Genomic DNA, 23,584 nt, shown 5'->3' on the forward strand with positions numbered 1-23,584 from the left:
TGACAGCTTCAGACAAAAACAGCCGTACGGAGAGACGATCTCCGTACGGCTGTTAAACCGATACTGCTATAAGGGCGTCTCCCATCATGGTGGGAGACGCCCTTCGTGATGAACACTGCTTGTCATGCACCGTGCTTTGCTGTTTCTCCGCGTCTGCTGTACCGTTCCGGCCATCGGCGCCTGATGAGCTTGTTCTGTATGTAAGGCATCACGTCGTGCATGAGAATGACCAGTTTACTGTAAGAATGTCTCTGGAGACTTGCGGCATTCCGCCGTTCTGCAGGCAGAGTTCCTGCGCCTGCTGAATACTTGATTCATTTAGTCCAATTAACGCTGTGACAACAACGAGCATCGTCAACAACGCCACCACCATCCATCTGTTCCACCGTTGATCCAATGTAAGCCCCCCTTCACATATATTACCTTTATTGTAGCAATTGCCTGTATTTTTTGTCAGCGGTGTCACGCAGGTTCCTGAAATCACATCGAAAGTTTCGGAATACACGTTCGATAGCTGGGGCTATTCCGGACAAAACGGCGCAATGCTGGATGGCAGGGGACAGCTTACCGCCATCTTCGTTGATCCGGAGTCCCGTCCAGAAACAGCAGGCTCCGGAGAAACATCCCCTCCTGGAAGAAGAGAACTTCGATGAGGACGAGACCACAAAATCAAAAACAGGCGTCTGCTGCTGAAAGTAAGCGGATGAAGGAGGATGGCAGAGGTAATCTCTTATAATTGAATATTCTTAACTTTTACACTATTCAAATAGTTAGATACGATGAACCCATCAATCAACGAAAGGAGTGCTGCGATGACGTATCTGCCCATCATGAAGCAAAGGAGGGAGTGCAGCACTTGAGCGATGACGATACGATAACCTGAGCGGTTCTCTGCCGGTATTCGGATGGAGAACCGCTTTTTATTTGCGCTTTTTTTCCTATTAAAGTAAGGTAAAGAAGATGAATACTGGAATCTTATGGGGGACTACGTATGAAGAAGGCGCGCATCATCTACAATCCAACATCAGGCAGAGAGCATGTAAAAAAACACCTGCCATACATATTAGAAACGCTCGAAAAGGCCGGTTATGAAACGTCAGCCCATGCCACTACTGGAGAAGGCTGCGCAGGCAGAGCCGCTGTGCACGCAGCAGAGCAGGCATTTGACCTCGTTGTCGCTGCTGGTGGGGACGGGACGATTCATGAGGTGGTCAACGGTATTGCATCTATGGACAACCGTCCGCTGCTCGGGCTCCTGCCGGGTGGAACGACAAACGATTTTGCCAGAGCGCTCCATCTCCCGAGAAACATAGAAGAAGCATGTGACACCCTGGTTAGCGGCAAACGGCGTGCGATCGACGTCGGTCAGATCGGAGAGCGCTACTTTGTTAACATTGCCGGAGCGGGGACGCTGACGGAACTGACGTATGAAGTGCCGAGCAAGCTGAAAACGATGATGGGACAGATGGCGTACTACGTCAAAGGCTTTGAGAAGCTGCCCCGGATCAAACCGACGAAAGTGACTATTGAATATGATGGGAACACGGTAGAAGAAGAAATCATGCTGTTTCTCGTCTGTAATACGAACTCCGTCGGCGGCTTTGAAAAACTGGCACCGTCCGCCTACCTGGATGACGGAAAGTTCGATGTCATAATCGTAAAGAAAACCAACCTGGCTGATGTCGTCCGGCTGACCGGAGCGGCTATGCGGGGAGAGCATTTGAAGGATGATCGAGTCATGTATATTCAGGCTTCCGAAATCTGCATCGAAGCAGAGGATGATCTGCAATTGAACCTGGATGGGGAGCACGGAGGCACCCTGCAGAATTCTTTCATCAACCTGCACCATCATATCGACATGATGGTACCGGATCAGCAGCACCGCATACTGCTGGCGGATCAAGAGGAAGAAAAACGGATCGAAGAATAAGCATATAAGAAGGCGGCAGACGTGGACATGCGATCGTGTTCCTCCTGCCATCGGGAAGCAGCAGGGGAGGGAGAGTGTTCACAGTCCTGTTCATACGGATTCCGCTCATTCTTCTTCTGTTCTCCATACAAGAACCCCCGCCGTATTCCGGCGGGGGTTCTCTTCACGTGAGCGGCTGTGCATTATGCTTCTTCGATATTCTGGGTGGCAATCTGATCAGACTGCTTTTTTACCTGGCGCAGGTAGTAGACGAAGGCAGCGCCGCGCATGATCCCTTCCAGGTCTTTCGCATTAATGTAATTGATCCCTGCTTCGGCACGGTCGTGCTTCACCGACGTGTAGCTTGCCATCGTCGCTGTCAGATGATGAGCGGCCTCCCCGGTATCATGAATGATACTGAACAGAGGATTGAGCTTTGCAATCTTGTCATTCACGTCTACCAGCGTTTCATTCGTGTTGTAAAGAATCAAGGAAGTCTCACTCGTGATGTCTCCGAGACTCTTGTTTACTGTAGAGACCGTCTCCGCTGTGTTATCGAGTGTTGCTGCCAGCTTGTCCAGTACAGGTTTTAAGAAAAGCACCCCGATGAAAATTGCGATGGCAAATACTAGGACTCCGATACCTAACCAATCCATATGTAGCACCTCTTTTCAATATATTTGTTACTCTCCATTATCCCGGTAATCATCAATATTATCAAGTAGTCCACCGATATATTCTCCAACCATCGGCGCATCGACGAGGACATTCAGCACCGTGAATACGATGGCAAGCACGATCGCTGTTCCGAGCGTCAGGCCGACACCCCTTGCTGCGCCTGCGATCAGATTTGTCTTGATGACCTGCTTAGTGTTCGTGAAATGATACGCCATATCCTGCAGCCGGCCGTTCGTTGTGATATCTTCGAGCTTGTCGAGCAGCTGGTCAAAGCGCTTGTTTTCCTCTTCCCTTTTTTCCAGCTCTTCATCACGCCGCCGCTGGGACTGGACTTTCCGCTTCTGCTGATCCTCTGATAAAGGCATACTCCTCCTCCTTTTTATCTATTCTAGTTACTATGTACCCCTCTGCCTATTCCTGTAAACCAAAGCCCGTTATCGACAGCTGTTACAAAGAATAAAAAAACAGAAAAAAGATACAAACAACAATAGGCGTTGCATCCGCCTTATTGGAAGCGCTTCATTACAAGGTTTTTCATGAAATTTTGATCATTATAACGTTTACATATGTTTATACCTTCTGTTATAGTTATTTTAGTTGCTTGTACTTATCATCTTATGGAGGGAAACGTCATGAACATTCTTTGGGGTCTCGGCGGGATTTTGACGATTCTGTTGATTGCCTTTCTCCTTTCTTCTAACAAGAAAGCGATCAATCCACGGACCATTCTTGTCGGACTGTCCATCCAGATTTTCTTTGCCTTTGTCGTGTTGTATACCGACACCGGTTCTTTCCTGCTGCTGCAGTTTACGGAAATTGTCAACGCCATCATCGGTGTGACGGGAGAAGGAATCGATTTTGTGTTCGGTGGAATTTTTGAAGCAGAAAACGTCGGCCAGATTTTCGCTTTTGAAGTGCTGCCGATTATTATTTTCTTCTCCGCGCTCATTTCTATTTTGTATTACCTCGGTATCATGCAGTTCATCATTAAGATTCTTGGCGGTGCGCTGGCGTGGGCGCTCGGAACAAGCCGTCCGGAATCCCTCTCCGCTGCTGCTAACATTTTCGTCGGTCAGACAGAAGCGCCGCTGGTGGTTCGTCCGTTCCTGCCGACCATGACACGTTCGGAACTGTTTGCTGTCATGACAGGAGGCCTCGCTTCTGTTGCCGGGTCTGTCCTGATTGGGTACTCCCAACTCGGTGTACCTCTGGAGTACCTGCTCGCGGCAAGCTTTATGGCTGCCCCTTCTGCGCTTGTTATGGCCAAAATAATCATGCCGGAAACCGATCCGGAAACGGCATTTGAGAACAAAAACGTGGAAATGGAAGAGGATAAAGAATCCACGAACGTGATTGATGCCGCAGCGTTCGGTGCCAGCACCGGTCTGCAGCTCGCATTGAATATCGCAGCGATGCTGATTGCATTCATCGCATTAATCGCCTTGGTGAACCTTGGTCTCGGAACGCTGCAGACGGGGTATAATATGCTCTTTGGGACCGACCTGAGCGGCTTGACGATGGAAAACATTCTCGGGTTCATCTTTGCTCCAATCGCCTTTGCTATCGGTGTTCCATGGGCCGAAGCGCTTCAGGCAGGAACGTTCATTGGACAGAAGCTCGTCCTGAACGAGTTTGTTGCGTATGCGAACTTTGCTCCTGAAATCGACACGTTCGACCCGAAAACAGCACTGATCGTCAGCTTCGCCCTTTGTGGGTTTGCGAACTTTGCGTCCCTTGGTATCCTGCTTGGCGGACTTGGTAAACTCGCACCGGAGCGCCGGAGTGATATTGCTCAGCTGGGTATTAAGGCCATCGCTGCCGGTACCCTGGCATCCCTGTTAAACGCGTCCATTGCCGGCATGTTTTTTTAACACCGGAGAACCGTACGATGGAAACGTTGTTGAGAGACAACAATATAATATAGAGGAGAATGTATATGACGAATCAGATTGCATCCATGATTGACCATACACTATTGAAAGCCGAAACAACGAAGGAACAGGTGCTGGAATTGTGTGAGGAAGCCGCAGCATACAGCTTCGCCTCTGTCTGCATCAACCCTGTCTGGGTAAAAACAGCAGCCGCAGCGCTGCAGGAAACAGACGTCAAAGTATGTACGGTCGTCGGGTTTCCGCTGGGAGCTGCTGCGCCAGAAGTGAAGGCGTTTGAAACGAAACAGGCAATTGCCGATGGCGCCGACGAGATCGACATGGTCATTGCAGTCGGTCAGCTCAAATCCGGAGAGGAAGCAGCCGTACTGGAAGACATGAAGGCTGTGCAGGCGGCTGCAGAAGGAAAAGCGCTCACAAAGGTTATTCTGGAAACATGCCTGCTCACCGATGAAGAAAAAAAGACGCGCCTGCGACCTTGCGCTGGAAGCAGGGCTCGATTTTGTGAAGACGTCCACTGGCTTTTCGTTCGGAGCCGCGACCGTAGAAGATGTTGCTTTGATGCGCCGAGCCGTCGGCAGCGAGGCTGGCGTGAAAGCATCCGGCGGAGTGAAGTCCACTGCGGATGCGGAAGCGATGATCGAAGCAGGTGCTACACGAATCGGTGCGAGTGCCGGCATCCAGATCGTCCAGGGTGAGACCGTCACGTCGGATTACTAAAAATAACTGCTCTGCCAAACAAGCACGTCAGCTGATGACGTGCTTGTTTTTGCATCTCTGTCGGTGAGGCAGCCGGAATAAATGGCTCTAAAAGAAATGTTGGGGAGAAGATTCATTGCTGTGACGTTTTTCATTCGTTTCCGGCGGACGCTTGCCAAGCGGCTTGTCCTCCACTATTCTTCGCGTTGCGAAGAATAGTGGAGGACGGCGCTTCATCCCGCTGGCGTCGCCGCCTTCACTCCTGAAAAGGTTTCGTTTTTGTATTTGTTCTGCTGAGAGAAAATCACACATGCCATGGGAGACATATCGGAGCATGCTTCAAGCGATTCACCCCAACATCTGAATGAGAGCCGAATAAATCAAGCACAATCGCGTCAGGGTGTTGATTGGTTCATCATTCCATTTGTGATACGATGCAAAAAAAGGAGGGACAGCGATGAATCTACTCTTTATTGCCGCTGGTGCGGCTGCATCCGCGGGAGTTCTCTATTTTCTGGGGAAATCGGGCCTCCGGATGGACGGGACCGAGAAATAGTTTGTTCAGACAGCGTGTCCCAGGGCGCTGTCTTTTTTTGATTTATAGGAATGTATAAGTTTTCATACAGAGATACGGCGGCATCTTACGCTGCGCGGGAAGAACGAAGAACCTGTTCTTCCCTGAAAAGCCTGCAGCGACACTGCACGCCGTTCCGACCAAAATGCGCTCCGCGCTTTTGTTCCTTCGTTATGAAAGATGTCATAGCCGGAAGACCTGGGCTCGCGCGCTGCGGAGAAAAACGAAACGGTTCTCCCTCAAGGCACCTGCAGTACGACCCCTTCCGCCTGCCATCCCTTATGGTGCGGCAGGCGCATCCCCCTTGTTTCCCTGCATATTCTCGTTCGCTTCGGCCGCGGACGGCATCGACGTTTTCTATTAGGATAGCTGCGGTCGGGAAAAAGGGAGGTCTTCCGTTCTTCTTCTCTTCTTGTTACCCGGTTGCATTTTGTTATTCCACGCGGTATACTTTCTGCAACCGCTTACAAATGAGGAGGTGTAGCTGTGTCTATTAGTGAACAGCTGGAACGGATGAGACGAGAGCGCGGATGGACGACCGGAGACGTATCCGCGAAGACAGGGTTGTCAGAAGGGGAAATTCTATTGATCGAAGCCGGAGTTCCCGGTGTGCCGCTGGAAGTGGTCGAGCAGCTGTCATCAGGGCTGCGGATGACTTTTACGATCGGAGATACGGCTATTTGAGAAAACTGTTTCTGTAAATCGCAGAAACAGTTGTTTTTTTCGCAATAGTGTGAAATAATGTTCAGTATAATTTAGTCATTAGTTCAGTATGCAGAAGGGAGGTATTTGATGACAGATGAGAAACTGGCCCGGGTTGTTCACGCCGCCAAAATGTACTACCAGCTGGACTACAGTCAGCAGGCGATCGCCCGGGAGCTGGGTATTTCACGTCCATCCGTGTCCCGCCTTCTGCAGGAAGCAAAAGACCGCGGCATTGTCCAGATCCGCATCGTCGATCCGTCCCAGGACGTCCAGCAGCTGGAAGAGGAGATGCAGCGCCGCTTTCAACTGAAAGCCTGCCTGATCACCGATTCACCGGTAGATGATGAACTGGTCCGAAAAGAAGCCCTCGGCAGACGAGCGGCAGGCTACCTGCACGAAATCGTCACCAATGGCGACATCATCGGCACCACGTGGGGGACCACGGTATTTGAAACAGCACGACAGGTCGCGGAAAAAAATGTCCATGGCGTGCAGATCACGCAGCTCAATGGAGGCGTCAGTTATTCGGAGACGAATACATACGCAGCCGAGATTCTGAACTACCTCGGACGAGCCTTCCACACGTCGCCGCATTTCCTGCCGCTGCCTGCGGTTGTGGACCACCTCGTCGTGAAACAGGCTATTGTCTCGGACCGTCATATCCGCCAGGTGCTCGAACTCGGCAAGAAAGCGAACATCGCGGTGTTTACTGCAGGCAACCGCCACGAGCAGTCTTCTCTTGTGAAGGCGGATTACTTGACGAACGAAGACGTGGAGCTGCTCAAGGAGCGCGGATCGGTCGGGGATATCTGTTCCCGGATGATTGATATCCACGGCAATATCTGTGATGACGATATCAACAACCGGACGATCGGGATCGAGCTGGAAGACCTGCGCATGAAAGAGTATGCCATTCTGGTTGCCGGCGGGCTGCAGAAAGCCGATGCGATCTTCGGTGCTTTAAACGGTGGGTATGCGAATGTATTGATCACCGACCAGCAGACAGCGCAGGCGCTGCTGGACAAAGAAGAGAAGGGAGAGAGTGCCTGATGGTGGACCGTCATTTGATTGAATCTTATGTACGTCAATCCCTGCGCGAGGATCAGGATACCATCCCGGTCAGTGTCTCCAACCGGCATATCCATTTATCCGCCGTGCATGTAGAGAGGTTGTTCGGCAGAGGCGCTTCATTGACAGAAATGAAACCGTTGTCACAGCCTGGACAGTTTGCAGCTGAAGAAACGGTGACGCTGAAAGGACCACGCGGATCGATTGACCGGGTGCGCATTCTCGGTCCCGTCCGAGGCAGCACGCAGGTGGAGATCAGCCGCACGGATGCCAGAAAGCTCGGCGTCGATGCTCCGCTGCGGCTTTCCGGTAATACAGAAGGTACCCCCGGACTGCGTCTTCAGGGTCCCAAAGGGATGGTGGAACTGTCAGAGGGAGTGATCGTCGCAGCAAGGCACATCCATATGCACCCGAATGACGCGGCCCGTTTTCAGGTGAATCATGGAGACAGCGTCCAGATCGCCCTGCAGACGGAGCGTCCGGTCGTCCTGGACGACACCGTCATCCGGGTATCGGAAGACTTCCGCCTTGATATGCACATCGATACCGACGAAGCGAACGCCGGCTGGGTGAAGGCCGGGACAACCGGTCTCCTTCGGAAGGGAGGAGGATAGCGCTCATGAGAGAGAAAATTGCCGGACTTGTCCGGAGGGAACTGGAAGCACTGCTGAAGGAGTCCCCAGTCCAGACTGGCATCTGGGTAGAGCAGACGCCGCGGGATGGCCCTGCCTTCTCCAATCACATGGCTCATATCCGGACGTCGCTGCAGGCGCAGACGATGGCTTCCCCGGATCTGTTGAAGACGCTGCCGGTCGTTTACCTGGCTGCACCGTCATGGAAAACGGTAGCCGCCCTTCACCAGTTAGACGACAGTGACGCCTGGACAGCTGCCTGCCTGGAGCGTATTTGGGAAGGCAGACCCGTCGTCCTGAATCAAACGTGGCTGTCCATGCCGGACTGGCAGGCGGGAGCAGGCATCCGCAGACGGACGGCGGAACTGATCCGGCAGCTCCGGCACGTGGATGTGACGGTAACGACGGCATCCACCGCCGTGCAGACACTCCAACGGCTGTCAGCCAACCCGAAAAAGCCGCTGCTCCGGGAAGAAGATATTCAGGCAGCCGCCGGCAGTGCCATGACACTTCCGCCGGAGACGATTGTTTCGCCGATGGCACGTGATGCAGCGCGTCAGCTGGATGTCAGGCTGGAGTTCGAAAAAGAAAGCAGGGATCATGTATGGTAATAGGCCGAATTACAGGCAGTATCGTAGCAACGTCCAAAGATGAACGACTGCAGGGAAGAAAAATGCTCGTCGTGCAGCCGCTGGACATGAAAACGCTGGAGCCGGACGGGAAGCCGCTCGTCAGCATCGACTCGATCGGCTCCGGAACCGGAGAAGTCGTCATGGTCGTCGGAGGAAGTTCCGCCAGGCAGACGAACATCACGAAAGACACGCCGGTCGATTCAGCGATTGTTGCCATCATTGACCACATTGATATGGATGGGGAAAGAACCTTTACTTCGGAAGGAGGAGGCGGATGAAGCTGTCAGAAGAACAAGTTCAGACACTCGTCAAGCGGGTCGTGGAGCAGATGAAAGAACCGTCGGCTGCCCCTGCGTCATCATTTTCCGTGCAGGGACACGGCGTATTTGCAACCGTCGATGAAGCTGTCCAGGCGGCAGCAGAAGCTGAACGGGCCATGCGGGAGACGAGTCTTACCGTTCGAAAGAAGATGATAGAAGCGATGCGGGAGGCCGCCCACCGGCATGCAGCAGGTTTGGCTGAAACCGCGGTCGAAGAAACCGGACTCGGTGACATAGCAAGCAAAACAGCCAAGAATCAGCTTGCTGCAGCCAAGACACCAGGGGTGGAAGATCTGCATAGCCAGACGTATACAGGCGACGATGGGCTCACCCTCGTGGAACAGGCCCCGCTTGGTGTGGTAGGGGCAATCACCCCGACGACCAACCCAGGAGCCACCATTATTAACAACAGTATTTCTTTGATCGCAGCTGGTAACACGGCTGTTTTCAATCCTCATCCCAGTGCGAAGCGGGTATCGCTGGAAGCGATGGTACTGTTGAATGAGGCGATCGTGCAGGCTGGCGGCCCGCGCAATGCGCTGACCGCAGTCGCAGAGCCGACGATTGATACAAGCGGGGAGCTCATGAATCATGCCGGTGTTCGAGCGCTCGTCGTCACCGGCGGCGGAGCGGTGGTGAAAGCAGCCATGTCCACCGGAAAAAAAGTCATCGCCGCAGGGCCTGGTAATCCCCCTGTCGTTGTCGATGAAACAGCCAAACTGGAGAAAGCAGCACGGGACATCGTTCTCGGAGCAAGCTTTGACAATAACGTTCTCTGCACCGCAGAGAAAGAATTGTTCGCTGTTTCCAGCATTGCCGACCCGCTGAAACGACTGCTTGTGCAGGAAGGGGCCTATGAACTGAAAGGCCAGGAGCTGCAGAAAGTGATGCAGACGGTATTCGTATCGAAAGACGGGAAGACGTATCCAAATAAAGATCTTGTTGGCAAGTCCGCGGCAGCGCTGCTTGAAGCGTCCGGCATTAAAGGGAAAGAGGGAGTCAAGCTGCTCATCACAGAGACGAAGGCAGACCATGCCCTCGTGACGACCGAAATGCTGATGCCGATTCTGCCGCTCGTCCGCGTGAAAGATGTCGATGAAGCGATTGCCGAAGCCGTGAAGGCAGAAAAAGGCAACCGCCATACAGCTGTCATGCATTCTCAGCACGTGGAGAATCTGACGAAAATGGCGCAGCAGATCGAGGCAACGATCTTCGTCAAGAACGGACCATCTCTCGCCGGACTCGGCTATGAGAGCGAAGGGTTTACGACGTTGACGATCGCCGGTCCCACGGGAGAAGGGTTGACCTCAGCAAGAACGTTCACCCGCCAGCGCCGCTGCGTCCTCGTAGATGGCCTGCGCATCATATAAAGTGAGGTGAAAGCCTGTGTCGGAAGAAAAGAAGCAGCCAGCAAAGAAAGCGGATGTACCTGCACCACAACCAACCAAAGGAGGCACTACCATGGCTAAAGAAGCACTCGGTATGATTGAAACAAAAGGACTCGTCGCATCCATTGAGGCGGCAGATGCAATGGTGAAAGCAGCAAATGTAGAACTGATCGGCAAGGAAGTTGTCGGCGGCGGACTCATTACGGTTCTCGTCCGCGGCGATGTAGGCGCAGTGAAAGCAGCGACGGAAGCGGGAGCAGACGCAGCGCAGCGTGTCGGCGAACTCCTCTCTGTCCATGTCATTCCGCGTCCAAACAGCGAAGTAGAATCCATCCTGCCGAAACAGTCGTAACCGATGAGCCGGCTGACAAGAGAAGCGGTCGCAGCAGCCGTCCGCCGGCAGTTGATGGCGGGTCACGAACCGGAACGGCTCATTGCTGCGGCTAACTGGAAGATGAACCATACCGGCACCGAAGCCGACGCTTTTTTACAAGATTTCCGCAAGCCGAAAACAGAAGCAGAGATGTGGATTGCCCCTCCAGCGGTGCTGCTGGAGCGCATGCACCGCTGGATCAGCCGGCGCAGCCTGCCAATCTCGCTGGCGGCGCAGGACATCCACGACCAGGCCGGAGGTGCCTACACCGGTTCGCTGTCGGCCGCCCAGGTGAAAGAAGCCGGAGCTGCAGGCGTGCTGCTCGGCCATTCAGAACGGCGGGCAGCAGGGGATACGGCAGAGGCCATCCGCGAAAAAGCGTCGCGGGCCTCGGAGGAAGGGTTGACCGTGTTTCATTGTATTGGGGAGACAGAAGACGTCTTCGAAGCCGGAGGCACGCTGGAGATGCTTACTGCACAGCTGGATGAATCGATGCATCTACCGGGCGGAAACCTCATTATTGCGTATGAACCGGTCTGGGCCATCGGCACCGGCAGAACAGCAGATGAAGCTGCTATTACTGCCGTCCATGCCCACATTCATGCCATCCGTCCGGATGTTCCGATTCTCTATGGCGGATCCGTCAAACCGGACGGAGCGGCAGCGATCAGCGCGATTCCGCACGTAAGTGGCGCATTGATCGGCGGCGCCGGGCTGGAGGCTGCATCTTACACAGACATTATTCGTGAAATGGATCAAGGAAGGAGGGGGAGCAGGTGACGAAGGTAGCAATCGGTTCCGACCACGGCGGCTACGCCCTCAAGGAAAAAGTGAAAGAACAATTAAGTAAACTCGGCTTTGACTATATTGACTACGGCTGCCACAACGGCGAATCCGTGGACTATCCGGACATTGCTTTTCTCGTAGCGGAATCTGTCGCTATTAATGAAGACTACGTCGGCATTATGATCGACGGGGCCGGCATCGGCAGCGGCATGACCGCCAACAAAGTACCCGGTGTCCGCTGCGCGGTATGCTGGGACATCACATCAGTCGTCAACAGCCGGGATCATAATAATGCCAACATGCTCTCCATCGGCGGGCAGCAGCTCGGCGACGGACTGGCCCTCAGCATGGTGGAGACGTGGCTGTCCACGCCGTATTCCGGCGGCAGGCACGACCGCAGAGTGACGAAAATCATGGAAATCGAAAGCCGGTTCCTGGGCCGGGGAAAGTAGGGATCCCATGTACGCAGCGAAAGTGACCGGATCGGTTGTGAGCACGCATAAAGATAAGAGTCTTCATGGACTGAAGCTGCTCGTCATCCAGCCGGTAAACGACCAGCTTGAGCTGAAAGGCAAGCCGCTGATCGCTGTCGATACCGTCGGCCAGGCCGGATACGGTGACTACGTATACGTCGCCAAGAGCAACGAAGCAGGGATGCCGCTGCATCGAGACATGGTCGCAGCAGACGCCGGCATCATGGGGATTATCGATCATTATTCCGTTTCAGAGGAGGAGTTATAACATGAATAACGCACTGGGTATGGTAGAAACAAAAGGTATGATTGGGTCCGTGGAAGCAGCAGACGCGATGATGAAAGCAGCCAACGTTGAGCTCGTCGGCAAACAGCAGGTCGGCGGCGGGATTGTCACAGTACTCGTTCGCGGCGATGTCGGAGCTGTCAAGGCAGCGACTGAAGCAGGTGCTGATGCTGCGCAGCGTGTCGGAGAGCTGCTCGCCGTGCATGTCATTCCGCGTCCACATCAGGAAGTGGAACGCATCCTGCCGGGCACATGAAGCTCGCAAAGGTAAAAGGCAACATCGTCTCCACGATCAAAACCGAAAGCCATCAGCGCTATAAGCTCATGCTCGTAGAACCTGTCGACCAGCACGGCGCCTCCCTCGGCGGGGATACCCTCATCGCAGCGGACGGAAGTCAAGCGGGCACAGGTGACACGGTGCTGATCGTGGAAGAAGGCGGATCGGTCCGCCAGATTCTTGGAAACAAAGACGCAGCGATCGATGCCGTGATCGTCGGCATTGTCGATACTTGGGAGGGATAGCATGAGCCAGCAGGACATGGAGGCCCTCGTCCAGCAGATCACCGACCAGGTGATGAAGCAGCTGGACGGGTCAGAAGAGCAGAAGGAGAGCGGGTCAACCTCAACACCTTCCGCATCCGTACCGAAGCAGACGTACACACCAGGCTACCAGCAGAAGCTTGTGACAGGAGCGGAGGTTGCCCGGTTGATTGACCATACGCTCTTAAAGCCGGAGAGCACTCAGGAGCAGATTGAAACGCTCTGTGATGACGCAGCGGAGTATCGTTTTGCGACGGTCTGCGTGCAGCCGACGTGGGTACCGCTCTGTGTGGACCGCTTGAAAGACAGCAGCGTCGGCGTCACGACCGTGATTGGGTTTCCGCTCGGTGCAACAACCACGTTCACCAAAATGGCTGAGACGCGGGATGTGATTGCAGCAGGCGCAGACGAGGTAGACATGGTCATCAACATCGGCGCCATGAAGTCAGGAAATTATGATCTCGTCAAGCGGGATATTGAAGGCGTCATACAGGCTGCAAACGGGCAGGCCGTGACAAAAGTAATCATTGAAACCGGCTTTTTAACAGAAGAAGAAAAGAAGAAAGCGTGTATGCTTGCCAAGATGGCAGGAGCCGACTTCGTGAAGACGTCAACCGGCTTCGGGCCCGGGTGCGCGACGCCGGAGGACATCAAGCTGATGCGGGACACCGTTGGACCGGACCTCGGCGTCAAAGCGTCCGCCTGCGTCCGCGATCTGGACACAGCACGTGCCGTCATTGCGGCAGGAGCGACGAGAATCGGCGCAAGCGCCGGAAAAGAAATTGTAAAAGGAAAGCAGGGCGAGGGGTATTGATCCCTTGCCTTTTTCTTTTTTTCAGAAGGACATCCGAGCGGGCAGACAGCGGCTGCGTGCTGCATGTCACTCGGCAAAAGGTGCTGCGTGCTGTTGCTTACGTTCTGGAAAAGACAGCGGGCAGGAAGTCAGCCGCTGGTGCATGACGTGCAGCTCCTCGCCGGTGTGCGTTCCGAGTCGTTCGGTGAAAAACGAGTCGCTTCCCCTTGGAGAGCGGGTCAGTTCAGCGTGGTCCGCGGGTTGCCTGCTGAACATGGTGAATCACTTTGCGACAACGGTTGGGCTGCCTGGGGTTTCCTAAATCGACGCTTCCCCGAACGATGGAGCCATCGACATGCCGCCATTGTTTCTCAAGGAGTGCTTCTTGTATGGAAACTAATACATTCCTATACTTCAAAAAAGCCTCCAATGCCTTAAGCATTGGAGGGCGTTTACGAATCCCGCAGCAGCTGCTGATATCTGGTGGATACCGTACTGGTGGAGACGCTGTATTTCTTGGCGATCGCGCGCTGGGAGCGTTCTTCCTCCCACGAAAGCATTCTGCCGGCCCAGTAATCCAGCCCTGCGGCAAACGCGGTCGTCTTGGTGATGCGCGGGTCTTTTTCCGCCAGCAGCCGGCGCAGTTCCACGGCACAGGCGATTCGAGTCCGCCGACTGTCGACGGAGAGTTCTTTCATAATCTCGGCCGTCGTTTCGGCCTGCTCTTCCTTCATGCCATGTTCCACCTGGAATGCCAGCAGTTGCAGAAGCTGATCGAAATGCTTCGTGAAATGCTTCTGTTTATCCGCTCCGATCCGCTTCATCTCGTCAAAGAAGGACAAGGCGAGTTTCTCCGGCAGCTGCAGGGCATCGCTTCCGAGCGACGGGCCGTCCGGTGTCGGATAGAGGTAGCCGATGACATAGTCCCCGGTCTCGATCTTATCCGCTGCGGGCGTTTTGAAAATGGTCGAACTCTTCTTGTTCCACAGGTCTTCGACGGCAATATACTCGTCGTCGGCGTGTTTGACATAGAAGAAGCGTGGTTCAAGGGATTTCCAGTCTTTTAAGAACGACACGAACGTGTTCGAGTAGTTGGATTCGTGCTCCTTGATGAACGTCGAGAGGATCGTATGCTTCTCGTCCACCTGCCAGTTGAACAGCATCCAGTGGAAGAGCAGCTGCGAGAAAGCCCGGGCATCCGCTACTGGAAGATTTTCCATCACCGCCGTTTTCGCCTCATAGAAAGGTTTGATTGCTTCATCATAGCTGCGGCTGAAATCAAACAGCTTCGGAAGGAGCTCGTTGAAATCGCGGATATCCTGGTCGCTGTAGCGCGAGCGGGTATCGAGCTTTTTCAAACAGCATTTCTTGTACTTTTTCCCGCTGCCGCATGGACAGGGGTCGTTCCGTTTCAATGCTCCCACGTCATTCACCTCAATTAGTTTCATACCTTTTTCAAGCATATCGCGCCCGCCGCATTTTTTCAACCTCCTCCTTGTGATACAATCAGTGCATCATGACAGCGAAGAGGAGATACAGCCATGTCCAAACCACCCGTAACGAAAAACGACCACGTGCACGTCACGTTTGAAGATTTGACCCATGACGGTGCCGGCGTAGCGAAAATCGACGGCTATCCGGTTTTCGTGAAACAGGCGCTGCCCGGAGAAACCGGTCAGGTGAAAATCATCCATACAAAAAAGAACTTCGGTTTCGGGAAATTGATGGAGCTGGAGCAGGCCAGTCCGGAACGCGTCGAACCGCCGTGTCCGGTATATCACCGCTGCGGGGGATGCCAGCTGCAGCACTTGAGCTACGAAGGTCAGCTGGACGCGAAGAAAAAACAGGTGGCCGATGCCTTTGAACGGATCGGCGGTCTGGAGAACGTGACTATTCACGACACACTCGGCATGAAGGACCCGTGGCGGTACCGGAATAAATCCCAGATCCCTGTCGGACAGGGGGACGAGCAGCTCGTGACCGGCTTTTTTGCCGAGCGGAGCAATACGATCGTGGATACCGAGGAATGCCTGATCCAGCACCCGGATGCGGACCGGATCATGCAGGTCGTCAAGACGAAAGCAGCGGAACTCGGCATCCGCGCCTACGACAGCGAACGGCACCGCGGTACGCTGCGGCACGTCGTCATCCGTCACTCGAAGACGACCGACCAGGTCATGGTGGTGCTGGTCACGAAGCAGGACCAGCTCCCGAACAAGAAGCACCTCGTCGATGCGATCCGCGAAGCCGTGCCGAATACGGTCTCCATCATGCAGAACGTCAATCCGAAGCGGACGAACGTCATCTTTGGGGACAAGACAACCACCGTGTGGGGCCAAGACACGATCTACGACGAGATTGACGGCATCCGCTTCGCCATTTCCGCAAGATCGTTCTATCAGGTCAATCCGGTGCAGACCTACGTCCTTTACAAGCAGGCGCTCGCCTATGCCGGACTGACAGGCAGCGAGACGGTCATCGACGCCTACTGCGGCATCGGCACGATCAGCCTGTTTCTCGCCGCACAGGCGAAGCACGTATACGGCGTCGAGGTCGTGCCAGAGGCAGTGGATGATGCGAAGAAAAACGCCAAATTAAACGACATCACCAATGCCTCCTTCTATGTCGGCGAAGCAGAGTCGGTCATCCCATGGTGGAAAGCGCAGGGCATGCAGGCCGATGTCATCGTCGTCGACCCGCCGCGGAAAGGCTGCGACGAAGCCCTCCTGCACGCGATGCTGCAGATGCAGCCGGAAAAAATCGTCTACGTCTCCTGCAACCCCGCCACCCTGGCCCGCGACTTGAAGCACCTCACCGACGGCGGCTACCGCCTCCACGAAGCCCAGCCTGTGGACATGTTCCCGCAGACCACGCATGTGGAGTGCGTTTCACAGATAGTTTTAAAAAATGATTGAGGAGTTTAAAGCCCCTCAACCTGTGCAAATTTGTAGTGTATCTTAATACACTTATTTTCAGCCACTTCAATTTTATGGACAAAACGTATTAACATTTCTGATGTTAAAGTATTAAATTTCAAGAATTCATTTAACTGTTTCTTGATGGTGGAAATTTCAGTTATAGACTGATTTTCTGCCATTACCTTTAGGATCTCTGTTTTATCGACCTCTAATTGAAGAAGGTTGTTTTGAACTATATCCACAAAATCGTCATAATCTTGTTTCGAAATTTCCTCACCAATGAACTTTTTTAAAGCATTTCGCTTTAAGTCCATCTGTTTTTGGACTTTTTTATCAATTGAAAGTAATTGTGTTTGATTCTTTTGGACAATAGCCTTGACCTTTTTCTCAATTTCCTTATCTAAGTCGGGGTGATCTAAGCTATTGGACATTTGTTTTAAGTCATCAAGAATAGCCTCAATAAGTTGTTGTTCCTTAATGGAATGGCTTGTACAAGCTTTTTTACCGTGTTTGGCATAAGAACCACAGATATACCCTTGGCGATTATCACGATACCACATCCTTTTGCCACATTTTGAACAGTAAGCGGAATTTGTAAAAAGGTGTACTTTCTTTCTTGTTCCCCCCTGACCTCTTGCAGCTTTTTCTTCAAGTAATTTTTGAACTTGTTCAAAGGTTTCCCTTGAAATTAAAGGTTCATGAGTATTAGGGATCGTAATCCAATCTTTTTTAGGACTTACCTTTCTTTTTTTATTAGTGACATTCATTGTGGTTTCTCTTCCTTGTACAAGATCTCCTACATAGTGAGGATTACTTAAAATCTTCTTAATGGAGCTACCTTGCCAATAAAGTCCTGCATTAGATTTTCCCACAACCCTAGCAGGGGTTGGGATATCCTTGTTAGTAAGGTACCTAGCAATTTTATCGTGTCCCCAACCTTCTAAGTACTTGGTAAATATGTCAGTGACTACACCACTTGTAATCTCGTCTCTGACTATTAATTTACTTTCTTTAAGAATGTATCCGTATGGTGGTATACTCCCCATAAACTTTCCACTTTTGTACTTCATCTGATAAACAGATTTGATACGGTCACTAATACGTTGGCTCTCACTCTCATAAATCCATGCGTATAAACCGAACATAGCTTGTTTTGAAAAGTCTTGTGTATCAACTTTTCCATCTAAAGTTAACAGATGAACCCCTCTGGTTTCAGCTATACGTTTAAGTTGATAGAGTAATTCAACATTTCGACCTAATCTGCTTAATTCTTTTGCTACAATCACATCGAACTTGTTGCTCTCAGCATCTTGAATTAACCTTTTTAAACCTTCACGGTTGTTTGTAGTACCTGTTTGAAGGTCAGTATAGAAATCGTGGAGATCACTATCATTTTCGTTAATGTAATCAAGAATCATTTGCTTTTGATTTTCGGGAGACTCTTTTTGACCATCTTTACTAGTTGAAACTCTAATATATCCTGCAATTTTCATTTTTGTCGACCTCCATTTTTAGAGGCGACTATATCTACTTGTCTACCATTGTAAGCGGCAGAAACAATATGTTCAATTTCTTTTTCAAGTTGATTCATGATTAACATTCTAAAATCCTGGTTTTCTGTAAAGATTCTTTTTATATTCATTGCAATTCCCCCTTCTGATATAGAAATCGCTTTGACTGAAGAGATCGTTGCAAAAAAAATAAAATACTTTTTAGTGAAGTAATTATCAAACAGATAGTTGAATGAAAAGCACAAATATTTATGTAACTCTTTCATGTTTTCTATATAATCAACAGTTCAGAAATATTAATGTATAATATGTGTAAATGTATTAATTTTTAAGTGTGTTTAGAAACTTTAAATAAAATTTGATTTAAGGAAGGATACTAGAATGTTATTTTCTGAAATACATCAAATTAAAAGATGTTCTGAAGATGATTGGTTTGATCCAATTTTAGATCTAGATACAAAATTATTTATTGATCCATTTTTGTTATTTAATAAAAAAAATAAAATTTTTAGTAATTCTCATAAAAAGATAATAAATTTTTTTGATGAAGCATTTATTTTAGCAGCTAAAAGTGAAGGGAACCCTAGTAACTTATCATATAAAAAACTATTAGTTATGCTTACGTTTCCCGAAGTAGATGAAATATGTTTAGGCTATACAAATAAAAGCACTAAAGGATTAGGATCAGGTATGGGGTTCTCAAAAACAATTGCTAATGCTATTTTTAAATCAATTCATGCAGGAATTGAGGAATTAAATCATTTTGAAGAAATAGGTATATTAGAGACAGGAATTGGTGCAGATAGAATTAGTGATATATGTGGAAATATAATTAAAGAAGAGTTAATAATGTACACTAAGGAAGTTTGTAAGAGACACGATATACCTTTAGCTGAATATAAAGTTAAGCATTCAACATTTAATTTTCAATTGTTAAGGTGGGAAGATAATAAATTTGAATTACCTGTTAATCCTTTTAATGATAACCCCATACTACTTGTTCCTTCAGATGTTTTAAAAGAACTGCCGAGTATAAATGCAGATGGATTTTTAGATTGGGCTTGGTCAAATGAGAATGAAATATTAAGAACTGACTTTAATTACGAATTAAAAAATCAGTTAAGAAAAGAAGATATTATTAAAATTGCTTCTGAAAGATCTGATTTGCTTGCGGAATATGTTAAATTTGTTGAGCGAAGGGGTTCAAGACCTTATAATTTGACATCTGACCCGAATGGTATTTATACATGGTATGAGCAATCAAAACAATATTCAAAACAAAACCCTATCAAACTACCTGAGGTAAAAGAAGATAGAGAATTAGCCGACTTTGTAAAAATGTTAATTGAGGAATTTGATAATTTTATTGTTCATAATTCTGGTTACAAACTTCTTTGGAATGACCATCCAAAAAAGCCGAAAAAAGAAGAGGCTTCTCAATTACTATTCCACGGCTTAATGAAAGAGCACTGTAAAGCAAACGAGATAGACATTTCTCGTGAGGTAAACTCGGGAAGAGGTCCTGTAGATTTCAAATTTTCAAATGGGTATAGTGGGAGAGTTTTAATTGAGGTGAAAAGAGCCAGTAGCTCAAAAATTAAACAAGGGTTATTAGAGCAACTTCCACAATATCTAAAAACTGAAGATATAAATATTGGTTATTATGTTGTAATACTTCAGGATGAGAAAGAGTTTGAAAAAGTTAAAGGTTTACGAAGTGCTGCAAAGGAGCTAGGTGACAAATTAAACAAGTACATAGAGGTATTTATAATAGATGCAATTGATGGAAAGCCATCCGCTTCAAACTTATAATATACTCTTCTAGTGCACTTATCCTTCACTTCGCTACGGATAAGGTGCACGGTCATTCGCTTCGCTCCTGACCATTTTATTAAACTTTAAAAACAATTTTACGGGTGAGGTGAGCATTGCGAACCTCGTAAATTTAGGTGAGTAACCTTAAAGCGAAGCGGAGAGGTTACTCACCAATATATACCTATTGAATAAAACAATTATTTTTATCTCTAGATATAGAAGTAATAAAATATATTATGAAGTTAAAGCCTTATGGCTCTAAGTATAAACGTGTTTTATGGGTGGCGTAAAATTACCGATAGTTCCTATTAAAAGTGCTCTAAATTACCGATAGATTTTCAAAAAACATTTCTTTTCGGTACTTGAAGAAACTGAAAAAGCTACCTTCTATTTTTTTTCAGAAGATAGCTTTTTTGATTCATGAGGTTAGGAAGACAATAAATAATTCAACTACTAACCAAGTTAAAGTCAGGTTTACTTATTACAAATATTGAAACTAGAATACAACGATTCATTTGCTTCTCCATTTTTTCTATAAAAGATAAAAGGATTAGCCATATAGGTCTTCTGGTTTCCTTTATTAACCTCTTTGAATATATACATACCTCTAAATTTAAGGCGTTTTAATTTATTGTATACTGTTTTAGTTGAGCATCCTGTTACGGTAGCAAGGTCACCTTTACTTAGGGGTTGTATTAAATTTATTTCTTTCTCATTAGCGTCATTACAGAGGAGGTTATTCTCGTAATGAATATAAGGCAATAACTTATAGATAAATCCTAGATCTTTAGCATGTATTTCCTTGTACAAGGCTTTTAAATTTTTAGTATAAACTTTTACAAAATAATCAGCCTTTGATCCCCCTTTCCAATGGTAACTATCGTTTACCTTGAAACCATTAGGAGTTTGTATAATAATACGTTTTTTAATTAAGGCTTTTAAAAAGTCTCCGAATGCTCTTTTTGAAATCCCTAGCGCATTTTGCATATCTATTCTTTTCATTGGCTTGAGTTGCTTACGACTAATTACTAATAAACCACCTCTTTTTTTATAGTCACTGTAACATTGCAATAATAGCAAATAACCACAATATCTTTCATCTAAAGATCCAATCACTTCTTTGATCTCCTTCATATTTGAGCATGTGAAATCAGGCTGATTGAATCTTTTTTTTCTTATTGCTCTCCATGCTTCATCTTGTTTATTTGATCTCCAACTCGACACATCTTCTCTTAGTATTTGACCTGTTTCCATATTCACGGCACTGATAGTCATATTTCACCCTCCAAATATTATTTTCAATATAGCTATCGTTTGATGTGTCTCAATAATTGCAAAAAAAATCCCACCATAATTTTGGTGGGGGGGATTTTGACTTTATATTTCAATTCCGATAGGGAGTGCGTTTGTGATTTCATTATCGTGAAAACCTTTATAACGCAGTAAATTGATGAGAGATTCTACGTCTATTGTAAAGTTAAACTTAGAATCTCTTATATTACTATAAGGTTTAGGTCTAGCCGTTAATTGATCTCTTAATACCCAGGATTTCACTGCGCCATCCGTGAATGCAATGTTTAATTTATTTAGAACATGAGTAGTTTTCTCGACCGTTAAAGTTTGCATGTGTTACCTCCCTTAAATGATGTGATGCACATTGAACTAAAATTTCAAGTTCAAGTTGAGGCACTCTCAAAGTGGTATCTGCTAATTTTAAAGCTTTTAATTTACCACGCTTGATCCACTTTCTGATAGTTTGTGTTTCCACATTAAACATTTTAGCTACTTCTTCAATTGAATATAACTTTCCAATTTCATAAAGTTCTATTATTTACACCCCCTTACCTTATCAATCACCAATAATATAAGAAATTAAGGGCATAAAAATAACAATAAAATGTAATAAAAGTAGTTTTTTTCATGAATAATCAGTATTAATAGCAATTTAATGCAAGCTTTAGACGATCATTGATTTAATTGTACGTCAAATTAAAAAAAGTATTAGACAGGTGGAGGTGACGAAGGTAGGTATAGGAAGAGATATTGAGGTATATAAAAATAATTTGTTTAGTTACTCTCTTTAGATAACCGATTTTTGCGAGATTTATTTTTAATAAGTTAGGTTAAACTTTTATAAGTGCATCTGCTCTAAGAAATCTCAACTGAAAGAAGAAAAATACCGAGGTATAAGACGTACAAAAGTATTTGATTAATTATCTCGTAGGTAAAAAGGGGGTTATCCAGAAAAAGTATCTGTAGAAGCCTTTAATAGGCACTGGGTGGGGGAATAAATAAAAACAGACTAAAGAATAGCCTGTTTTATTTTCTCTTCACTTATTTAACTATTAAACTTCTATATATTATTTAGATGTTGTTAATGAAGTTTCTTTAAAGATTTCATAAACTCCCTTAGCAATTGCTTTTCCAAGTAACGGAGGGACTGCATTTCCAATTTGTTTTACTATTTGAGTTCTACTTCCATAAAATTTAAAGTTATCGTCAAAGCCTTGGATTCTTGCCCCTTCTCTAGGAGTTAATGCTCTGTTTTGGAAGGGATGAATACATTTGTTAGAAGCAGGGTGAACAAAGTTAACTGTTAATGTATTAGCAGGCTTATTAGCTTCGAGTCTTGAATAAGAAGTACTAAAACCACTAGAAATCAAGTGCTTAGGTATGCAACTTATACTTGAACCTGAATGCTTAATGATCTCTAGCATTTTAGGAGAATGATTTGTAGACGAATGTAGTTCAAGTGTATCGTTGTCCCCTCTTCTTTCTTGTTGATAATTATTTTGTGGGGGCATTGTATAAGATGATGCAGTTTGACCACTTTCAATTGGTGGCAGATCGCTTATTGCTTCAGCAACTGTAATGGCAGGTTCATAAGCATCAAAACTAAATAAATTGTTTACTGCTGAAATGACTTTACTTTTATCATTATAGCCAATAGTTTTCCCCTCAAAGTAATGAGTGGGTTCTGGGAAAAGTATAGGCAATCCTTTTTTTACTCCAATCATAATAACTCGTTCTCTTTTTTGTGGTACGCCAAAATTGGCTGCATTTACAATTTTCCAATTAACGTCATAACCTATTTCTTCAAAACATTTTTCTATGGTTTTAATTGTTTCTGAATTTTTGTGAGTCGCAAGTCCAACTACATTTTCTAATACGAATGCATATGGTTTAAAGTAATTCACAAAGAGTGCATACTGTTCAAATAAATTATTTCTAGGGTCATCATCGTTATCATTTCTAAATGGTCTGATTGATGAAAAACCTTGACAAGGCGGCCCACCGACTATAACATCCACGCTTTTATTATTCTCTTTCAAAAGGCTTTCAACATCAGAAGGCTTTAGAGTTCTAATATCTTGATTTATTACTATAGCCTCTGGGTGGTTTAATTGAGCAGTTTTTAAAGAAGATTCTAATATATCAATGGCACAAACTGTTTCAAATTGTTTACTATATTTTGTGAAACCATAAGATAATCCTCCTGTTCCACAAAATAGATCCATAATATTAATTTTTTTATTTAGCATAAATTCACCCCTATGTACTGTAGACTATAGTCTCGTTTATGTGGTATGTCAAG

Annotated in this window: 27 protein-coding genes and 1 pseudogene; 18 read left to right on the plus strand and 10 right to left on the minus strand. The window is 47.6% G+C overall.

Features of this window, described 5'->3' with window-relative positions; genetic code table 11:
- Positions 1–208: 208 nt before the first annotated feature.
- Positions 209–397 (minus strand): hypothetical protein, encoded by a 189-nt coding sequence (locus G477_RS0103735; protein ID WP_026696811.1) that lies wholly within the window; start codon positions 395–397, stop codon positions 209–211.
- A 594-nt stretch (positions 398–991) separates the two neighbouring features.
- Here G477_RS0103735 and G477_RS0103740 point away from each other — a divergent pair.
- Positions 992–1,930 carry a diacylglycerol kinase gene (locus G477_RS0103740; protein WP_026696812.1) on the plus strand — a complete coding sequence of 313 codons (939 nt, stop codon included), beginning with the start codon at positions 992–994 and terminating at the stop codon, positions 1,928–1,930.
- 182 nt (positions 1,931–2,112) lie between these two features.
- On the opposite strand, the gene G477_RS0103745 is transcribed toward G477_RS0103740, so the two are convergent.
- Positions 2,113–2,565, minus strand: a complete 453-nt coding sequence (locus G477_RS0103745; protein ID WP_026696813.1) for a DUF948 domain-containing protein — start codon at positions 2,563–2,565, stop codon at positions 2,113–2,115.
- A gap of 27 nt (positions 2,566–2,592) precedes the next feature.
- Positions 2,593–2,952 (minus strand): DUF5665 domain-containing protein, encoded by a 360-nt coding sequence (locus G477_RS0103750; RefSeq protein ID WP_026696814.1) that lies wholly within the window; start codon positions 2,950–2,952, stop codon positions 2,593–2,595.
- A 267-nt stretch (positions 2,953–3,219) separates the two neighbouring features.
- Between G477_RS0103750 and G477_RS0103755 the strand changes: the two genes are divergently transcribed.
- The 15 genes and pseudogenes from G477_RS0103755 (at position 3,220) to deoC (G477_RS0103830) (ending at position 13,766) form a co-directional block, all read left to right on the plus strand.
- A complete protein-coding gene (locus G477_RS0103755) occupies positions 3,220–4,458 on the plus strand; it encodes a NupC/NupG family nucleoside CNT transporter (protein WP_026696815.1) in 1,239 nt (412 codons plus the stop codon).
- Positions 4,459–4,523: 65 nt separating this feature from the next.
- A pseudogene (gene deoC, locus G477_RS18585) lies at positions 4,524–5,196 on the plus strand (deoxyribose-phosphate aldolase).
- Positions 5,197–6,235: 1,039 nt separating this feature from the next.
- A complete protein-coding gene (locus G477_RS0103770; RefSeq protein ID WP_026696816.1) occupies positions 6,236–6,433 on the plus strand; it encodes a helix-turn-helix domain-containing protein in 198 nt (65 codons plus the stop codon).
- A gap of 108 nt (positions 6,434–6,541) precedes the next feature.
- Positions 6,542–7,504, plus strand: a complete 963-nt coding sequence (locus tag G477_RS0103775; RefSeq protein WP_026696817.1) for a DNA-binding transcriptional repressor DeoR — start codon at positions 6,542–6,544, stop codon at positions 7,502–7,504.
- 2 nt (positions 7,505–7,506) lie between these two features.
- A complete protein-coding gene (locus G477_RS0103780; protein WP_415783284.1) occupies positions 7,507–8,136 on the plus strand; it encodes a phosphate propanoyltransferase in 630 nt (209 codons plus the stop codon).
- Positions 8,137–8,141: 5 nt separating this feature from the next.
- The gene (locus G477_RS0103785) at positions 8,142–8,765 is read left to right on the plus strand and encodes a hypothetical protein (protein WP_026696819.1); all 624 of its coding nucleotides are present in this window, start codon (positions 8,142–8,144) and stop codon (positions 8,763–8,765) included.
- Positions 8,759–9,064: a EutN/CcmL family microcompartment protein gene (locus tag G477_RS0103790; RefSeq protein WP_026696820.1), complete on the plus strand. Its 306-nt coding sequence runs from the start codon at positions 8,759–8,761 to the stop codon at positions 9,062–9,064. Before G477_RS0103785 ends, G477_RS0103790 begins: the two co-directional genes overlap by 7 nt.
- Entirely contained in the window at positions 9,061–10,476 is a 1,416-nt protein-coding gene (locus tag G477_RS0103795) for an aldehyde dehydrogenase family protein (RefSeq protein ID WP_026696821.1), read from the plus strand. The genes G477_RS0103790 and G477_RS0103795 overlap by 4 nt, the downstream gene beginning before the upstream one ends.
- A gap of 91 nt (positions 10,477–10,567) precedes the next feature.
- Complete coding sequence (locus G477_RS0103800) at positions 10,568–10,846, plus strand: BMC domain-containing protein (protein ID WP_026696822.1); 279 nt, start codon at positions 10,568–10,570, stop codon at positions 10,844–10,846.
- A gap of 3 nt (positions 10,847–10,849) precedes the next feature.
- Positions 10,850–11,647: a triose-phosphate isomerase gene (tpiA, locus tag G477_RS18590; RefSeq protein ID WP_051287645.1), complete on the plus strand. Its 798-nt coding sequence runs from the start codon at positions 10,850–10,852 to the stop codon at positions 11,645–11,647.
- Positions 11,644–12,105 carry a ribose 5-phosphate isomerase B gene (gene rpiB / locus G477_RS0103810; protein ID WP_026696823.1) on the plus strand — a complete coding sequence of 154 codons (462 nt, stop codon included), beginning with the start codon at positions 11,644–11,646 and terminating at the stop codon, positions 12,103–12,105. Before tpiA ends, rpiB begins: the two co-directional genes overlap by 4 nt.
- 7 nt (positions 12,106–12,112) lie before the next feature.
- Positions 12,113–12,394 (plus strand): EutN/CcmL family microcompartment protein, encoded by a 282-nt coding sequence (locus tag G477_RS0103815; protein ID WP_026696824.1) that lies wholly within the window; start codon positions 12,113–12,115, stop codon positions 12,392–12,394.
- A gap of 1 nt (position 12,395) precedes the next feature.
- Positions 12,396–12,668 (plus strand): BMC domain-containing protein, encoded by a 273-nt coding sequence (locus G477_RS0103820; protein ID WP_026696825.1) that lies wholly within the window; start codon positions 12,396–12,398, stop codon positions 12,666–12,668.
- Positions 12,665–12,934 carry a EutN/CcmL family microcompartment protein gene (locus G477_RS0103825; RefSeq protein WP_026696826.1) on the plus strand — a complete coding sequence of 90 codons (270 nt, stop codon included), beginning with the start codon at positions 12,665–12,667 and terminating at the stop codon, positions 12,932–12,934. Before G477_RS0103820 ends, G477_RS0103825 begins: the two co-directional genes overlap by 4 nt.
- A gap of 1 nt (position 12,935) precedes the next feature.
- Positions 12,936–13,766, plus strand: a complete 831-nt coding sequence (gene deoC / locus G477_RS0103830) for a deoxyribose-phosphate aldolase (protein ID WP_245575385.1) — start codon at positions 12,936–12,938, stop codon at positions 13,764–13,766.
- A gap of 431 nt (positions 13,767–14,197) precedes the next feature.
- Here the strand turns inward: deoC (G477_RS0103830) and G477_RS18595 are convergent, their stop codons facing one another.
- Entirely contained in the window at positions 14,198–15,208 is a 1,011-nt protein-coding gene (locus tag G477_RS18595) for an SEC-C domain-containing protein (RefSeq protein ID WP_035211138.1), read from the minus strand.
- 78 nt (positions 15,209–15,286) lie between these two features.
- Here G477_RS18595 and rlmD point away from each other — a divergent pair, with 78 nt between their 5' ends.
- Positions 15,287–16,660, plus strand: coding sequence for a 23S rRNA (uracil(1939)-C(5))-methyltransferase RlmD (rlmD, locus tag G477_RS0103840; protein ID WP_026696828.1), 1,374 nt, complete (start codon positions 15,287–15,289; stop codon positions 16,658–16,660).
- Positions 16,661–16,665: 5 nt separating this feature from the next.
- On the opposite strand, the gene G477_RS0103845 is transcribed toward rlmD, so the two are convergent.
- The gene (locus tag G477_RS0103845; protein ID WP_026696829.1) at positions 16,666–18,156 is read right to left on the minus strand and encodes a recombinase family protein; all 1,491 of its coding nucleotides are present in this window, start codon (positions 18,154–18,156) and stop codon (positions 16,666–16,668) included.
- A complete protein-coding gene (locus G477_RS21355; protein ID WP_170203828.1) occupies positions 18,153–18,305 on the minus strand; it encodes a hypothetical protein in 153 nt (50 codons plus the stop codon). The genes G477_RS0103845 and G477_RS21355 overlap by 4 nt, the downstream gene beginning before the upstream one ends.
- Positions 18,306–18,555: 250 nt before the next feature.
- Between G477_RS21355 and G477_RS0103855 the strand changes: the two genes are divergently transcribed.
- Entirely contained in the window at positions 18,556–19,986 is a 1,431-nt protein-coding gene (locus G477_RS0103855) for a hypothetical protein (RefSeq protein WP_026696830.1), read from the plus strand.
- 477 nt (positions 19,987–20,463) lie between these two features.
- On the opposite strand, the gene G477_RS0103860 is transcribed toward G477_RS0103855, so the two are convergent.
- The 4 genes from G477_RS0103860 to G477_RS18610 all read right to left on the minus strand — a co-directional run bounded on the left by G477_RS0103860 (position 20,464) and on the right by G477_RS18610 (position 23,531).
- Positions 20,464–21,264 carry a helix-turn-helix domain-containing protein gene (locus G477_RS0103860; RefSeq protein WP_026696831.1) on the minus strand — a complete coding sequence of 267 codons (801 nt, stop codon included), beginning with the start codon at positions 21,262–21,264 and terminating at the stop codon, positions 20,464–20,466.
- 102 nt (positions 21,265–21,366) lie between these two features.
- A complete protein-coding gene (locus tag G477_RS21115) occupies positions 21,367–21,615 on the minus strand; it encodes a hypothetical protein (protein WP_035211141.1) in 249 nt (82 codons plus the stop codon).
- Positions 21,572–21,820: a helix-turn-helix domain-containing protein gene (locus G477_RS20860; protein WP_342664178.1), complete on the minus strand. Its 249-nt coding sequence runs from the start codon at positions 21,818–21,820 to the stop codon at positions 21,572–21,574. Before G477_RS20860 ends, G477_RS21115 begins: the two co-directional genes overlap by 44 nt.
- 529 nt (positions 21,821–22,349) lie before the next feature.
- Complete coding sequence (locus G477_RS18610; protein ID WP_205622328.1) at positions 22,350–23,531, minus strand: DNA cytosine methyltransferase; 1,182 nt, start codon at positions 23,529–23,531, stop codon at positions 22,350–22,352.
- Positions 23,532–23,584: the final 53 nt, after the last annotated feature.

The sequence above is a fragment of the Alkalicoccus chagannorensis DSM 18086 genome, assembly GCF_000429725.1.
Taxonomy (GTDB): Bacteria; Bacillota; Bacilli; order Bacillales; family Salisediminibacteriaceae; genus Alkalicoccus; species Alkalicoccus chagannorensis.

Coding starts and splice junctions, on each gene's coding strand:
- G477_RS0103740 (WP_026696812.1), top strand. CDS start 992: ATGAAGAAGGCGCGCATCATCTACAATCCAACATCAGGCAGAGAGCAT.
- G477_RS0103745 (WP_026696813.1), bottom strand. CDS start 2,565: ATGGATTGGTTAGGTATCGGAGTCCTAGTATTTGCCATCGCAATTTTC.
- G477_RS0103750 (WP_026696814.1), bottom strand. CDS start 2,952: ATGCCTTTATCAGAGGATCAGCAGAAGCGGAAAGTCCAGTCCCAGCGG.
- G477_RS0103755 (WP_026696815.1), top strand. CDS start 3,220: ATGAACATTCTTTGGGGTCTCGGCGGGATTTTGACGATTCTGTTGATT.
- G477_RS0103775 (WP_026696817.1), top strand. CDS start 6,542: ATGACAGATGAGAAACTGGCCCGGGTTGTTCACGCCGCCAAAATGTAC.
- G477_RS0103785 (WP_026696819.1), top strand. CDS start 8,142: ATGAGAGAGAAAATTGCCGGACTTGTCCGGAGGGAACTGGAAGCACTG.
- G477_RS0103790 (WP_026696820.1), top strand. CDS start 8,759: ATGGTAATAGGCCGAATTACAGGCAGTATCGTAGCAACGTCCAAAGAT.
- G477_RS0103795 (WP_026696821.1), top strand. CDS start 9,061: ATGAAGCTGTCAGAAGAACAAGTTCAGACACTCGTCAAGCGGGTCGTG.
- G477_RS0103800 (WP_026696822.1), top strand. CDS start 10,568: ATGGCTAAAGAAGCACTCGGTATGATTGAAACAAAAGGACTCGTCGCA.
- tpiA (WP_051287645.1), top strand. CDS start 10,850: ATGAGCCGGCTGACAAGAGAAGCGGTCGCAGCAGCCGTCCGCCGGCAG.
- G477_RS0103815 (WP_026696824.1), top strand. CDS start 12,113: ATGTACGCAGCGAAAGTGACCGGATCGGTTGTGAGCACGCATAAAGAT.
- G477_RS0103820 (WP_026696825.1), top strand. CDS start 12,396: ATGAATAACGCACTGGGTATGGTAGAAACAAAAGGTATGATTGGGTCC.
- G477_RS0103825 (WP_026696826.1), top strand. CDS start 12,665: ATGAAGCTCGCAAAGGTAAAAGGCAACATCGTCTCCACGATCAAAACC.
- deoC (WP_245575385.1), top strand. CDS start 12,936: ATGAGCCAGCAGGACATGGAGGCCCTCGTCCAGCAGATCACCGACCAG.
- G477_RS18595 (WP_035211138.1), bottom strand. CDS start 15,208: ATGCTTGAAAAAGGTATGAAACTAATTGAGGTGAATGACGTGGGAGCA.
- rlmD (WP_026696828.1), top strand. CDS start 15,287: ATGTCCAAACCACCCGTAACGAAAAACGACCACGTGCACGTCACGTTT.
- G477_RS0103845 (WP_026696829.1), bottom strand. CDS start 18,156: ATGAAAATTGCAGGATATATTAGAGTTTCAACTAGTAAAGATGGTCAA.
- G477_RS21355 (WP_170203828.1), bottom strand. CDS start 18,305: ATGAATATAAAAAGAATCTTTACAGAAAACCAGGATTTTAGAATGTTA.
- G477_RS0103855 (WP_026696830.1), top strand. CDS start 18,556: ATGTTATTTTCTGAAATACATCAAATTAAAAGATGTTCTGAAGATGAT.
- G477_RS0103860 (WP_026696831.1), bottom strand. CDS start 21,264: ATGACTATCAGTGCCGTGAATATGGAAACAGGTCAAATACTAAGAGAA.
- G477_RS21115 (WP_035211141.1), bottom strand. CDS start 21,615: ATGCAAACTTTAACGGTCGAGAAAACTACTCATGTTCTAAATAAATTA.
- G477_RS18610 (WP_205622328.1), bottom strand. CDS start 23,531: ATGCTAAATAAAAAAATTAATATTATGGATCTATTTTGTGGAACAGGA.